Origin of the sequence: Gelidibacter gilvus, from assembly GCF_004115975.1 — a bacterium.
Classification (GTDB): domain Bacteria; phylum Bacteroidota; class Bacteroidia; order Flavobacteriales; family Flavobacteriaceae; genus Gelidibacter; species Gelidibacter gilvus.
Genome location: NZ_SDDZ01000002.1, coordinates 469,183 through 484,096 on the forward strand (window position 1 = coordinate 469,183; position 14,914 = coordinate 484,096).

8 protein-coding genes are annotated in these 14,914 nt (G+C 38.4%); all 8 read right to left on the minus strand.

What is annotated here, in order from left to right; all coding sequences use genetic code 11:
• Nucleotides 1–26: 26 nt before the first annotated feature.
• The 8 genes from ESZ48_RS06100 to ESZ48_RS06135 all read right to left on the minus strand — a co-directional run bounded on the left by ESZ48_RS06100 (nucleotide 27) and on the right by ESZ48_RS06135 (nucleotide 14,693).
• Nucleotides 27–2,315: a TonB-dependent receptor family protein gene (locus ESZ48_RS06100; RefSeq protein ID WP_129016434.1), complete on the minus strand. Its 2,289-nt coding sequence runs from the start codon at nucleotides 2,313–2,315 to the stop codon at nucleotides 27–29.
• Between the two features lie 267 nt (nucleotides 2,316–2,582).
• On the minus strand, nucleotides 2,583–3,590 hold the full coding sequence (locus ESZ48_RS06105; protein ID WP_129016435.1) for a LacI family DNA-binding transcriptional regulator: 1,008 nt from the start codon (nucleotides 3,588–3,590) through the stop codon (nucleotides 2,583–2,585).
• A gap of 155 nt (nucleotides 3,591–3,745) precedes the next feature.
• The gene (locus ESZ48_RS06110; RefSeq protein ID WP_129016436.1) at nucleotides 3,746–4,507 is read right to left on the minus strand and encodes a glycoside hydrolase family 16 protein; all 762 of its coding nucleotides are present in this window, start codon (nucleotides 4,505–4,507) and stop codon (nucleotides 3,746–3,748) included.
• Nucleotides 4,504–6,804, minus strand: coding sequence for a beta-glucosidase BglX (gene bglX / locus ESZ48_RS06115; RefSeq protein WP_129016437.1), 2,301 nt, complete (start codon nucleotides 6,802–6,804; stop codon nucleotides 4,504–4,506). The genes ESZ48_RS06110 and bglX overlap by 4 nt, the downstream gene beginning before the upstream one ends.
• A complete protein-coding gene (locus tag ESZ48_RS06120) occupies nucleotides 6,804–8,414 on the minus strand; it encodes a glycoside hydrolase family 16 protein (protein WP_129016438.1) in 1,611 nt (536 codons plus the stop codon). Before ESZ48_RS06120 ends, bglX begins: the two co-directional genes overlap by 1 nt.
• Nucleotides 8,415–8,432: 18 nt before the next feature.
• On the minus strand, nucleotides 8,433–10,016 hold the full coding sequence (locus ESZ48_RS06125; protein ID WP_129016439.1) for a PKD domain-containing protein: 1,584 nt from the start codon (nucleotides 10,014–10,016) through the stop codon (nucleotides 8,433–8,435).
• 12 nt (nucleotides 10,017–10,028) lie between these two features.
• A complete protein-coding gene (locus ESZ48_RS06130) occupies nucleotides 10,029–11,528 on the minus strand; it encodes a RagB/SusD family nutrient uptake outer membrane protein (protein WP_129016440.1) in 1,500 nt (499 codons plus the stop codon).
• Nucleotides 11,529–11,546: 18 nt separating this feature from the next.
• Nucleotides 11,547–14,693, minus strand: a complete 3,147-nt coding sequence (locus ESZ48_RS06135; RefSeq protein WP_129016441.1) for a SusC/RagA family TonB-linked outer membrane protein — start codon at nucleotides 14,691–14,693, stop codon at nucleotides 11,547–11,549.
• Between the last annotated feature and the right edge of the window lie 221 nt (nucleotides 14,694–14,914).

Here is a 14,914-nt window from a genome sequence, read left to right on the forward strand (position 1 = left end):
TCACCAATCAAAAATGTTACATTTTTCTAAAAACGATAATTTAAGGTGACCCCACCGTAATAATTTCGAGGGTTTCCAGGATAATAAAATCGAGGTTCGGAATTGCCAAAACCGGTAGCATTGATAAGTATGGAAGAGGCATGTTTTGTATCTGCGAGATTATTCACTCCAAAAATGACTTTATAGTTGAGCGCTTTGAAAAGTTGAGCAGAATAGTCAAGTTTTAGATTTAAGAGGCTGTAGGCATCACTATAAATGCTATTGGAATCGTTCATCGGCATTTCTCCAACATAAAGGTGATTGATATAAAAAGACATTTTATGATAATTTAATGCTATCCCTGATGCCAACGATACATTTGGAACGCCAGTCAGTTCATTGCCTGAGTAATCAATATCCTCACTTATAAACTCTTTAAACCGATGCCAATTGAAAGCCGCATTGAAGTAAGGTGACACATTAATCGCATCCGTTAAAACAAGTTTATAGTCGGTTGATATTTCCAATCCTTTGTGTAAGGTCCGCCCGGCATTTCTACCAATGTATTGATCATCCCCCACTCGTTGGGCGACCAATAAATCCTGAATGTCCATGATATAGTAAGACGCCATGATATGCCATTTTCTGTTGAAGAAATAAACGTCACTCCCAATTTCATAATTATACCCTTTTTCTGGACTTATCTCAGGATTAATGACACCATCAGGCGTCAAAGTTTCCTCTAAACTAGGATAATTGAAGCCATAGCCCACATTTGCAAAAACTTGTTGATCTGGAGTGAATTGATAAGCCAAGTTCAAATTTGGGGCAATAATAGCGTCAAAATTCCTTCCGGCACTTTTATTCGTTTGGTCGAGATTAAATTCGTCTTGAAAATCGTATTTGGTTCTGTTATAATTCACCCCCAATTGAAGCGTTACTTTTTCCAAAACGGGAAGTGCTATGCTTGAAAACACATTCAATTGTGACCTATCTTCGCGATTATCACTTAATAACTCGCCTTCCAAGCTTCCGTTTCCATTGTTTGAAGCATAGCGGTTTTCAATCGTTTTCCAATGAAATTCATCCTTGAAAACTTCTGTACCAAAGTTCCAAACTGCCTTCCTTCCCAAAAAATCGAAATTATTGGTAAACACGCTCCGTAAACCAAACCCATTGGTAAATTCATCCAAGATATTAAAGGGGCGCGGTTCATAATGGTCGTTATAAGTGTAAAATACGCTGGTACTGTTTTCAAACTGTTCAGTGAATTTATAAGTTAAGTTTATCCCAACCAAACTTTTCTTATCGGCTTCGTAGCCTTGTGCTTGTCCCCAGGTGAATGCTGCTTTTGAGGGGTTTTCTAAATAGTCGGTTTTTCCAATGGAGCTGGGAATCTGAGCCGTATAATCTGTATGATTAAAAAGTAAGGACAATTGGGTTTTGTCATTTAATTTATAACTTGAATTCAAAAAATACGAATTCCGGTTATACTGGCCATTATCACGATAGCCGTCCATTTCCAGATGGTCATAATTAAAATGAAGAGAAAAATTCCCATCGAAAAAATTCGCAGACGTGCTGTTCTTAAATAGACCAAAAGAGCCAACGGTGGTCCTATTATCCATGGAATAGCCGTGTGTTTTAGCATTTTTGGAGTTCAGAAGTATCGTTCCACCAAGGTTGGTGCCATATAAAGTGCTTTTAGGTCCCTTAATGATTTCTATAGATTGTAGATCTTCCGGATCATAGATATCCAATGCGGTTTCTCCAACACCATTGGTAATTGGAATCCCATTAAAATACGCTTTGATTTTATTGGTTCCGTATAAGGTACGCGATCCCACACCTCGTATCGTGATCCGATTGGTATTTATAGCGCCACTTTGGATATAGACACCGGCAATTTTGTTTAGGGCATCTACAACCGCCACCGGACTTTGTTGCTCGAGTGCTACACTAGTTACTGTGGATGTTGGAATAATCGAATTACTCTTTATTTCCAACGGGGCACTGATCACAACCTCACTCAGTTCTTCAATTTCATTAGTTGACCTCAGATAAAATATTTGATCGACCTCAGAAAACAGCTCCTTTTTGAGTTGATAATTTGCATGCTTAAGTTTGATATCTAGTGGCAGGTTTAAATCTTTTGGAAGCACAAACAGACCATTAATATCCGTTTTTGAAATCACCTTGTTTTGGTGAATCAAAGAAACATTTGGAATAGGAATTCCTTGTTCAGTTTTAACAAATCCTTTAAGGTCTTGTGCTTGTAACGTATTTAAAAAAACGGTCATGACTATCATAACCGTTGGTAGGACTAAAAATCTCATCTTTATTTAAGGTGTATTTAAACCGACTTTCCACATGGTAGTGCCAGCAGTATCATTAACAAACATGTTTCTAGAAGACTGACATTCAGGGGCAGTAAAGTGCTTATAAACATCTGAGCTTTTATCACTCAGATAGCAACCTCCCAAACAATCTTCAGAAAATTTCATTTCATTTGCAAAAGTAAGAAAGTATCTTCAAAAACCATCAGATACTATATTTATCGGGATGGACTATGAAGCTTTAAAGTATTTGGAAAGATCAATAAATTATTTAGTTGTTCCTCTTAAAACCAATTTGGTCTTAATAGTTGTAGTGACGGGTTCTGTCTTAGATTTTTGGTTTAATCTATCAATGATAAGTTTTACCGAAGCTTTACCAATATCAAATGTATGCTGAGAGATTGTGGATAATTTAGGCTCGGTAAAAACCAATACGTTTTTATCGGAAAATCCAATAATAGATAGTTTTTCAGGAATGCTATAGCCTTTTTTCAAGGCTTTATGTAAGGCGACAACCCCAGATGTATTATCAATGGATAGAATACCATCCACTTTTTCATTTGAGAGAAACAGATGGTCAATGACCTGCTCCAAATCATCGTCTTTGGTTACTGAAACCACAACAGGCTCCTGTTTGTAACGTTTGTCTTCTTCCAATGCCTTGAGATAGCCATTGGTTCTCAGCTTCCCAACGCTCAAATCTTCTATATCGCTAACGAGGACTATATATTTACGTCCTTCCTTCAATAGATGTTTGGTGGCTTCATAGGCCGCACCAAAATCGTCGATAATGACCTTATCACATTCGAGATCGTCACATACTCTATCGAATAAAACCATGGGCATCTCTCGGTCCAATACTTTTGAAATATGGGCGGTATTATTTTTAACTTGCGTCTCCTCGGCTAATGACATGATGAATCCATCAACACTACCGTTTGATAGTAATTGAAGACTGTTTTCTTCTTTAGATAAAAGTTCATTTGAAACACAGGTAATGATATTATACCCTTGTTTTGCCGCTTCCATTTCAATAGCATAAAGCGCCTTTGCAAAAAAATGATTGAGGATATCCGGAATTATGACTCCCAAAGTATTCGTTTTATTGCTTTTTAGGCTAAGAGCCATTTTATTAGGCTGGTAATTAAGATGTTGAGCCAATTCCTTAACCCGCTGAATAGTGTCCTTCCCAATTTCTGGACTATCATTTAAAGCTTTAGAAACTGTTGATACAGATACATTTAATTGTTCGGCTAGATGTTTGAGAGTTACCATGAGAGTATAAAATTAAAAAAAAGAGTACACTTGATAAAAGTACACTCTTTATTCCTAATACAATATGGATGCTTAATTTTTTAACAACTTTATAAAATTCATCTTGTCGTTGGTCCTTAACATACCGACATATAACATTCGACAAAGTAATCTTTTTAGTCCTTAAATACTTTTACATAATCAATACTAAATTCTTGAGGGAAAATGGCATCATCAACTTCCGGTCCTCCAAAATTCCCACCCACGGCAAGATTGAGCAATAGATAAAATGGTTTTTCAAACGGCCAAGTGTTGTCATCCTTTACTTCTGGTGAAAACGTATAGACCAAAGCATCATCAATATAGAACTTGATAAAGTCTTTTGTCCAATGACATTTGTATATATGAAATCCGTCTTCCACAGTTTCTATAGTCGTAATTTTTGTGTTTTTGGACTGGCCATGACTGTCTGGCGTATGCAAGGTGGTGTGAATTTCGTGGGGATTCTTTCCGACATATTCCATGATATCAATTTCACCAGATTTAGGCCAACCTACTTCTGAGATATCACTTCCCAACATCCAAATAGCTGGCCAGATACCTTTACCTGTAGCTAATTTTGCGCGCACTTCAATCGTGCCATATAGAAATTCTATATGCTTCCTAGTGTTTATCTTTCCGGAAGTATAAGTGGTGCCATCAAACTTTGCGGTAATTACTAAGTTTCCATCTCTTACTTCGATATTTTCATTGGTATAAATTTGTCGTTCATTATTTCCCCATCCACAAAGATCTGGACACCCGTCACCAAGTTCATAATTCCAAATGGCTTCATTCAATTGGTTGCCATCAAAATGTTCCTCCAAGATCAGTTCTTGCGATTGCGCAGTATTGCATATTGCAAGAGTAATGATGAAGATGGTCTTGATCAATTTCATTTTAATTCGAATTTCGAAGTTAATGTAGCATCAGAACTCCCACCTACAAAAACACTGAAACTTCCTGGTTCTACAATGAACTTTCCGTTATTATCATAGAATCCCAATTCTGCTTGTGATAATGTGAATTTTATAATCTTGGATTCCTTAGGATTCAGTTCAACCATTTCAAAGCCTTTCAATTCCCTTACAGGTCGCGTGACACTGGCAAATTCATCCCGTAAGTATAATTGAGCTACTTCCTTTCCTTTCACCTCGCCAGTATTGGTCAATTTGACAGATACGGTCACCTTATCCTTTGAAACCACATCAACTTTAAGGTCACTATAACCGAAAGAAGTATAGCTCAAACCATATCCAAATGGATATAAAGGCGCATTACTCACATCCGTATAATGTGACCAAAAGACTTCTCCCTGACCAGGATCCAATGGTCTCCCTGTACTTTTATGATTGTAATAAATTGGCACTTGTCCAACGTTTTTCGGAAAGGTCATAGGCAATTTTCCACTCGGATTATAATCGCCATAAAGCACTTGCGCAATGGCGTGGCCACTTTGCGTACCTAAATGCCATCCTTCTACAATTGCTGGAATGTGTTCATCTGCCCATTCAATCGTTAAAGGCCTGCCGTTATTGAGCACCAATACGATGTTCTTATTGGCTTTATAAACCGTTTCCAATAATTCTTGCTGAACACCTGTCATACCAATTTCTGAGCGACTTCTGCCCTCACCCGAATGCAGACCGTGCTCGCCCAAAACCATTACCACCACATCGGCATTTTTTGCTGCTTTTACCGCCGTAGCAAATCCGCTTTTGTCCGAAACATTGATGGTCAATTCTTTTGGAAAAAGGGTTTCTCCTGTAACCACATCAGCACCTTTTTCAAAAGTAAGCGTATTGCCTTTGTAGGCTTGCATGCCTTCCAATACGGAAACTGCGGTTCCATCGTCGGCGGCAATTCGCCAGCTTCCCAAGGGACTAGTTTTATCATTGGCCAAAGCGCCAATCAGGGCTATTTTTTGGCCGTTCTTTTTTAATGGCAAAAGATTGTTTTCATTCTTTAACAGAACAATCGATTTTTTTGCCATATCCAACACAGCATCCTGACTTCTTTTACTTCCGATAACGTCCTTTTCAACGGTTTCATTTAAATATCTGTACGGGTCATCAAAAAGTCCCAATTCATATTTTACTCTCAGAATTCGTTTTACGGCATCGTCAATCAGGCTTTCATCAACACGACCTTCGTTTACAAGACTTGCCAACTCACTAACATAAGCGTAAGATTCCATGTCCATATCTGCGCCAGCAATTATAGCAAATTCAGCTGCTTGACGACGATTTTCAGCGTATCGGTGCGCTATCATTTCATTAATGGAGCCCCAATCAGTCACCATAAACCCTTGAAAATCCCATTCCTTTTTCAGAATATCACGTTGTAAAAACGAACTTCCCGTTGCAGGAATCCCATTCAACTCATTAAAAGCATTCATAAATGTTCTCACACCTGCATCTTTTGCCGCTTTAAAAGGTGGCAAAAGAACATTATATAATGTGGAAGTCCCCACATCTACAGTGTTGTAGTCTCTACCCGATTCAGCAAATCCGTAGCCCACAAAATGCTTTGCACAGGCAGCAATCGTATTTGCCAATGACAAATCGTTTCCTTGAAAACCTTCTACTCGTGCTACGGCTATTAAAGACGCTAGATACGGATCTTCTCCAGCACCTTCCATGACCCGTCCCCATCGTGCATCACGAGAAATATCGACCATTGGTGCAAAGGTCCAATTAATTCCAGAGGCCGCAGCTTCTTCTGCAGCTACTTGCGCGGATAGTTTTATGGCGTCTAAATCCCAACTTGCAGCTTCTGCAAGCGGAATAGGACTGATGGTTTTATAGCCATGGATGACGTCAAAACCAATGATCAACGGAATCCCCAAACGCGTTTCTTCAACCGCAATTTTTTGAACTTCCCTCACTTCTTTGACGCCTCTTACATTTAGCATGGAACCTACCCAACCTTTTTTAAGATGCTCATATTTATTGGCGGCATCTCCTTCAGAAGGAACTGGGCCTGTTACATCCCAAAAACCATTATATTGGTTCATTTGACCAATTTTTTCTTCTAAGGTCATTCGCGCCAAAAGGGCATTCACTTTTAGTTCAATAGAATCCACTTCTTTAGTGTAAATAGTTTTGTGATCGCTACTGCTAGCATTGGCTTCTCCACAAGAAACCAACACTGTCAGTATACTGCTACTAATCATTATAATTAAAAAATTCTTCATTATTGGTATACTTTTACATAATCAATTTCTAATGTCGATGCCGTAAAACCAGGATCGATTGCTCCGCCAAAATTCCCACCCATAGCAACATTCAGAATCAAAAAGAAATCTGCGTTGAATGGTGTGTCAGCACTGTTTGGAAATGTGTGAAACACCTTATCATCAACTAAAAATTTAATGAATTCTGGTGTCCATTCTACACTGTAGTTATGGAATTCGGTTGAAGCTGTAGGTACGGTTGTTTGTTTACCAACACCATTTCCTCCTGAATTCCCTGGATAGTGTAAGGTAGAATGGATGGTATTTTGGTCATTTCCGACATGCTCCATAATATCAATTTCACCAGACGCAGGCCATGAAACCGTGGTATAGTTTTGTCCCAACATCCAAATAGCTGGCCATGTACCTCCTCCGGAAGGAAGTTTTGCCCTTACTTCTACTCTCCCGTAGGTGAATGCAAAGATGCCATCGGTTTTTATTCTTGACGATGTGTATCCTCCATTTTCAGCCTTGGCCGTGATCTTTAAAATACCATCTTCAATCTTGACATTATCAGGACTCTTGGTGTAGGTTTGGGATTCACTATTGCCCCATCCATTATCGCCTGTTCCAAGATCATAAGTCCATTTTGCAGGATCTGGTGCACCATCAACATCAAAAGTATCTTCCCAAATCAGATCCTTATAAATGGTGCTGAACTCGTCGTCCACCTTAGGTTCTTCAGAGGTAATGATAAACCACCAACTAAAATCGCCATTTCCATCCACTGTGGTCAAAATCATTTCATTTGGGACAGACCTATTAAAAATTCTGTATTGATGTGATCCACCGGTATAGTAACCCATGAAACCAATGCCAGATAATGTAATAGTTTCTGATCCTCCTGGCGCACTGATTTGCCAGTTTTGAGTATAATCATCATAAGGATAGTTGAACACATCATCTTCTTGAACAGTTCCACCACCAGGGCCACCCAACTCGTCAACTAAAATTCTTCGACCAAAGACGGTGCCGTTTGTAAGGTGGGTAAAAGTACCATCCTTATTAAAAACATAGCGATCGTCGTACATGCCGGCACCAGCTTTTTCTTCCGGACCAGCACCGTACCATTCCACTGGGATATTGCCGCCAACCGGACCAAGTCCAAAATGGCCTGCTTGTTCTGATTTGATGCGCCACGTTTTACTGCCATCACCATATAAAAGTTCCAACAATTCCGCTGGAGGTGAATAATCAACAAACACATCTACTTTAATGGTAGTTGTTGTAGATATGCCGCCAGTTCCGTAGGCAACTACTGCAACTTCATAAGTAAATATTCCAGAATTTGCACTTGTAAATGGAATTGAGGCGATACCCGTTTGTGATATTTGCTGACTTCCTGGAGTCACAAATTTATAGCTTAAGGCATTATTAGCCTTAGCCGTAAATTTTACCACTCCGCTCCCATCACCAAAAGGATTCTCAGTATCTACACCAACGATCTCCGAAACCACTTCCAGATTTGTAGGCGCTTTAATTTCTCCTATAGTAATATCGTCATCTTGACACCCTACCATCATTATGGCGGCAGTCATCAAAAAGACATATAAATATTTTAGATTTTTCATACTTCTGTTTTTTTATTTCTAATTATGAAAATAAAGATTGTCTATATAAACGGTTGCACCTGATGACTCAAAGAGCAATTGTGTAATTCCTGAACGATCCGTTGTAAAACTTGATAAAGGTATTTCTACACTGACCCAACTTCCAATGACCACAGTTGATAAGAATTCTATATCTTCTTTTAATGGTTCTCCGTCACCATAACTGGTATTCACCAATTTTAATCCTAATGATGTGGCATCTGGAGTCCAATAATCAAAATGTACATGGGTCATCTCAGACAAATTTGTTGGATTGTCATAACTGGTTACGATACCTGTATAGTTTAATTGATCGTATTTCCAGGTATTGTTCCCATCAATGGCCACTTCTTCCAATGTTGTTGTTTGTGACCAATTTGGGTTCAGTTCGCTGATGCCAATATTGGTATAGACATCACTATAAATTGAAATCACATCGGCTGCAGGTAAAGTTGGTGTTGGCGCTGCCGATTGAGGTGCTGATGGCGCTGAAGAATCTTTATAAAAATAGAGGTTATCAATGAATATGGTTCCTCCTCCAGGAATCCCATCAAATTTGAATTGATGGATATCATCCATGGAAAGGCCTTGACTTGTAAACTCAGATAGTGGGATGTCGTAACTGTTCCACTGACCTGCTACAAGATCCTTCTGTACAAACTTTTCGTCGGTTGCGATACTTATCGGGTAAATATCCAAAGCCATATTTTCGTTAGCAGTCCAAACATCGATATGTAAGAACTCCATCTGAGAGGCATCTGCAGTAGCACCAATCTGAATCCCTTGGTAATTTAAATTTCCGTATTGGATGATATAATCGCCATTGATATCAATTTGATTGTAGGTTGTTGATTGTCCCCAATTCGGATAAAAATCTGTTCCCGCAATATTTTCATAGGCATCGCTGAATATTGAAATGACATCAGCTGCTGCTCTGTTGGGCTGCGATGGTGCCGCTTCTATCGGCTGCAGAATCTCGACCACCTCAAATTCTTCGGTGTATGACGTAGTTTCAACAGCCGCACTGTATGCTGTAACGGTTATTGTATAAGTGCCAGCCTCTTGATAGGTGTGCGTGGTTGTGTCATTATTATTCGACATCACCGGATCGCTGCCATCACCAAAATCGACGCTATAACTCAAGGCGAAATCTGCAGAAGCCGTAACATTGACGGTTTTGGAAATCGTACCGCTATTTTCAATAGTCACCATTAAATTTTGAGGTGCTTTAAAAGAAACCTCTATCGGTTGATTTACTGTTGTTGAAAGCCCATTAAGACCATTAGCAATAATAATTACTGTGTACGTACCTTCTTCATAAATGTGATTCAAACTCTTACCAGATGCTATCACCTCAGATGGATCTGAATTATCTCCAAAATCTACCTTAAACGAGACTGCTCCTTCACCTATTGGTGTAATGGTAACTGCTCCAGTGTTATCCTGGCTTACAGTCACTGAAGCTGACACGTTTGATGGCGGTGCAATCTTGTCTACAAAACTTGTATCAACATCATCTTGTGAGCAACCGAAAAGTGTGAACACTATTAGAGTTAAACTAAATATATATTTTACTGTTTTCATATCGTTGTTTTTTTAGTATCCGGCATTCTGAGTTAAACCAGAGATGTCTATTTCTCTTTGAGGAATTGGAAAAAGTCCTAATGTTGCCGCATTATAACCTCTACTTCCTAAAACATCGGCCGCTTGTCCTGTTCTCACCAAATCGAAAAAACGATCGCCTTCCATACCTAGTTCTAAACGTCTTTCGTTCCAAACTGCTTGAACTGTTGCAGGAACTCTGTGATTTTGGTCGCCGAATGCTCTGTCACGTACCCTATCTAAATAGGTTTGCGCTGCTGCTTGGTTTACAGATGATGATCTTAAGTTTGCTTCTGCTGCCATTAACAACACTTCTGAATAGCGAATGGTACGTTGGTTGTTTTCGTAGTTCAATTCTGGTTGTCCACTGGTTTGACCTTTCCTTGGCAAATACTTTTTATTATACAAGCCTGTGTTTTTAAAAGGTGCCACTTGATAAGTGACATTTAAACTCGGATTGTTATTTGCGTAAGCTTCAACATCAAAAGTGGTAGCTTCTTTTCTTTGATCACCATCGTCGTATGCTGCCGCCAAATCTTGGGTTGGTAAATTTGTACTCCAACCAGAGTTGTAAGGCATGTTTGCTGTGCCATTAAATCCTCTGACCCCACCTTGTTGAACAGCAAGATTTCCTTGACCTCTTGTTATACCGCCCCAATTATAATAAGGTTGTCCATTAGAGTATTGAACTTCGTAAACAGATTCTGGGCCGTTTTCTCCTGACAATAAAAAGATGTCATCAAAATTAGTGACCAAACTAAACGGACCATCTACAACACTTTGAAGTACTGGAACCGCTTCGTCAAACTTATCTTGATATAAATACACTTTCCCCAGTAAAGCTTGAGCTGCATATTTGGTAATTCGCCCTTGTTGTGATTGTGATGTTGGTAAAACACTAATGGCATGAATCAAATCTTTTTCCATTTGTGCATACACTTCAGTTTTTGGAGATCTTTGTAAAGTGCCAAAATCTGAAAGACCTAATTTATGGTCTGTAAACAAGACGACATCGCCAAACATTTTAACCAAATTGAAATAATAAAAGGCTCTTAAAAAGTGGACTTCTCCAAAGAGCGCTTCTTTACCGTCAAAATTTACTGTATTGCCCAACAGGTTAGCATCTTTATAGGCTATTAAGTAATTAGTTCTGTTCACTCCTTCGTATGCTGATAACCATAAGTCTTCTAGCGTACTGTTATTGGTCAATATCGCATAATCGTCTATTTGTTGAAACGCCACGACGTCGGAAGCATTTTCACCACCTGCTACGGCATTATCAGAAGCAACATCTCCAACGACAATCACTTGATTTAACCATTGCGTTGGTGTATAACAACTTACTGCCATGGCCTGATAATCTGCTTCTGATTGCAAATAATCTACTTCTGTAACTTGATATTCATCATGAGGATCAAAGTCAACCACATCTGAACAACCCAAAAAGATCGAAAGTATGATGATTAATCCTATACTATTTTTTATATTTTTCATACTAATTTATTTTTGATGTTAAAATTTAAGGTCTAAACCAATTAAAAATGTTCTTGCTTGTGGATAAGCACCTCTATCGATACCTGTATCCAAAATTCCTCCAGATATTTCAGGATCGAAACCTTGATATTTAGTAAGTGTCAATAGGTTTTTTGCCTGTGCATAGATCCGTACTTGACTAAATCCTGCATTTAAGCTTTCTGGGATGGTATAACCTAAAATCAAACTTTTAATTTTGATGAAACTCCCATCTTCCACATATCTATCAGAGGGTCTAATATTACTGTTGGTATCTGCAAAAGTGTAGCGCGGGTTTTTGGCATCATTAGTTGTGCCCTCTCCAGTCCATCTGTTTAAAATGGTTCTATCCTTGTTAGTAAACTGTGCATTGCGCTCGTAGGCTCGGTAAATATCATTGCCTACTGAGGCATAAGTAAACATGTTTAAATCGAAATTCTTATAGTCAAAACCTAAATTCCAACCGATATTAAATTTTGGAAACGGATCTCCAATTTTAGTTTTATCCTCATCGTTAATAATACCATCATTATTAATATCCACAAACCGAATATCTCCTAATTGCGCTCCTGTTTGTGTGGCATGGGCATCAATTTCACCTTGGTTTTGAAATAAACCATCGGTTTGATATCCGTAAAAATAACCCGGTGTAAAGCCCTTTTCGAAGCGTGTAGCAAAATGGCTCTGGCCATTGAAATATGAACCTCCTGGCTCAAATGCCGTACCATCATTATTGGTATCGGTCACCAGATTTTTTGAAGAAGTAAAGTTAAATGACGTATTGAATTTTAATTCTTTATGGCCACTGTTTCTATAGCCTATAGTTAAGTCTATACCTTTACTTTCAGTGCTTCCAATGTTAGATTTTACTGGCTCTGAAGTACCCGCATACAATGGCGGTGCTTCTGTAAACAATAAGCCTTCAACCGATTTATTAAAGTAATCTACAGATAAAGATAAATTGTTAAACAAAGTAGCATCAAAACCGAAATTGTATTGGGTCTGTTCTTCCCAACGCAGGAATGGGTTCTCAAACGAGTTTACGGTCGCTCCAGAAACAAATTCATTTCCGAAGGTGTATCCATTACTATTGGCAGTTGAATTATAGCTTGGACCACCAATAGCAATGCTCACATACTGCGGATCCACGTTTTCGTTTCCAACGGTACCATAACTCCCTCTTAATTTCAAAAAATTAATGGCATCATAATTAAAGAAATCCTCGTTGGTTACTACCCAACCTAAAGATCCTGCATAGAAGTTTGCAAATTTATTATCTGTACCAAAAGCAATGGACCCATCGCGTCGTGCAGAAAATGATGCTAGATACTTACTTTCATAATCATAGTTTATCCTACTAAAGTAAGATAGGTTTCTTCGTTCTAAATACTGACGACTATATCCTGTATAAGCATTTGTATTTAATTTGGTGTTGACACCTGTAGCTGCTTCTATATCTGCCCAAGCCCAAGAATTATCCCTAACATCCTGTCTTGTAGTACCCATTTCATTTCCTGTAGATTGACTTCTAGAAATTCCTAAAACAAAGTCAAAATTATGGCTGTCTTTAAGAGTAAGTGCATAATTAGCAAAGGTTTCAAATGTATAACTGAAATTTGCATTTTTCCTTTCGGAAACACTATTGTGAAACGACGGAATTGTGGTGGTTGTTCCATCGTCATTAAGAACTTCTTGTGTCTTAACAGTCCCATCCGGATTGTAATCACTGGACACGTTGTTTGGTCCATAATAAGCTAATGGTGAAAAACTTTTGCTTCCTTGATCCCATTTGGTATACCCGAAGCGTGAGGTAACTTTAAGGTTGTCCAAAATATCATATTGCAATTCAAGTTTACCATATAGCTTATCTCCGTTACTCTCGTTATAGGTATCCTCTAATCTCTGAACCGGATTAAAGATTTCAGACAACAATAAGTTACTATAGCCGTGTGTGGCAAAATTATTGGGATCTGTATTATATGGAGATACGGTAGGATCAAAATTTATAGCGTTACCAAGTATAGAGTTAAAGGAATTCTCTGCAACACCTTGACTTTTAATGTTTGCGTAACTTGTATTGACTATAAACTTCAATTTAGAAGTTAATTGAAAATCAATATTGGCGGTGATATTCAGTCTATTAAAATTAGATTTATCAATACCACCTACAATACCTCCTTGGCTTAAATACCCCGTAGATACAAAATAACCTACAGTTTCTGAACCGCCTCGAGCAGAAAGTGTATAGGAGGTTAATGGCGCATCATTAAAGATTTCATCTTGCCAGTCTGTGCCACTTCCTAAAGTAGAAATATCCGGGAATATTAAATTTCCTCCAGACACCACACTACCTTCATTTAAAATCGCAGCATATTCTGATGCATTTAATATACCGAGTTTTCGATCTACAGATTGGATTCCTGTGTAAGCATTAAATGAAAACTCCGTTTTTTGATTTTTTCTACCACTTTTTGTGGTGACCACAATGACTCCGTTCCCACCTTTAACACCGTAAATGGCGGTTGAAGCTGCATCTTTTAAAATGTTTATGGATTGGATGTCTGCCGAATTTATGGCGTTTAAATCGTCTAATGTCTGAGGCACACCATCAATAATGACCACTGGGTCAGTACCCGAAAACGAAGGAATACCCCGTACCAGTACCGTTGGTTTACTTCCTGGAGCTCCGCCTTGAATAACCGCAACACCTGATGCATTACCCTGAAGCGCCTCTTCAACTCGTAACGGTTTTAGGTTTTCAATAATTTCGGACTTCACCGTTGAAATCGCACCAGAGACATCCGTAACTTTTTGCGTCCCGTAGCCAATGACTACAATTTCATCGAGAGCTTCTGCGTCTTCCCTTAATACAATCGTCAAAGGTTGATCATTCAAAACTGTTACTTCTTGATTTTGATATCCTACATAAGAGAACACCAAAATTGAATTAATGCCAACAGCATCTATGCTGAAGTTACCATCAAAGTCAGTAGAAACACCTTTTGAGGTATTCTTAACAATGACATTGACTCCAATAAGAGGTTGGCCGCTTTCTAAATCCTTTACAGTCCCTTTAACATTTATTGTTTGACTAAATGCTAAGGTTGTTGAAAGGAGAATTAAAAATGAGAGAAATTTTGTTATCATAGTTTAAAACTTTATTTGTTAAACTTAGACAAATCAATTATTAAAAGAATAAAAGTCACCACAACAATGAATATACATCACATAAAATCACTCTATTATATATCATATATGAAAAAGAATCCCCGCAGACCCGCGAATTTAGTAGTTTTTAAAATTTGGTACTAAAACGTAATAGATATGGCGAAAACGAGGCTGTGTTGTGGTAATGTATGGGTGATATA

Coding starts and splice junctions, on each gene's coding strand:
- ESZ48_RS06100 (WP_129016434.1), bottom strand. CDS start 2,315: ATGAGATTTTTAGTCCTACCAACGGTTATGATAGTCATGACCGTTTTT.
- ESZ48_RS06105 (WP_129016435.1), bottom strand. CDS start 3,590: ATGGTAACTCTCAAACATCTAGCCGAACAATTAAATGTATCTGTATCA.
- ESZ48_RS06110 (WP_129016436.1), bottom strand. CDS start 4,507: ATGAAATTGATCAAGACCATCTTCATCATTACTCTTGCAATATGCAAT.
- bglX (WP_129016437.1), bottom strand. CDS start 6,804: ATGAAGAATTTTTTAATTATAATGATTAGTAGCAGTATACTGACAGTG.
- ESZ48_RS06120 (WP_129016438.1), bottom strand. CDS start 8,414: ATGAAAAATCTAAAATATTTATATGTCTTTTTGATGACTGCCGCCATA.
- ESZ48_RS06125 (WP_129016439.1), bottom strand. CDS start 10,016: ATGAAAACAGTAAAATATATATTTAGTTTAACTCTAATAGTGTTCACA.
- ESZ48_RS06130 (WP_129016440.1), bottom strand. CDS start 11,528: ATGAAAAATATAAAAAATAGTATAGGATTAATCATCATACTTTCGATC.
- ESZ48_RS06135 (WP_129016441.1), bottom strand. CDS start 14,693: ATGATAACAAAATTTCTCTCATTTTTAATTCTCCTTTCAACAACCTTA.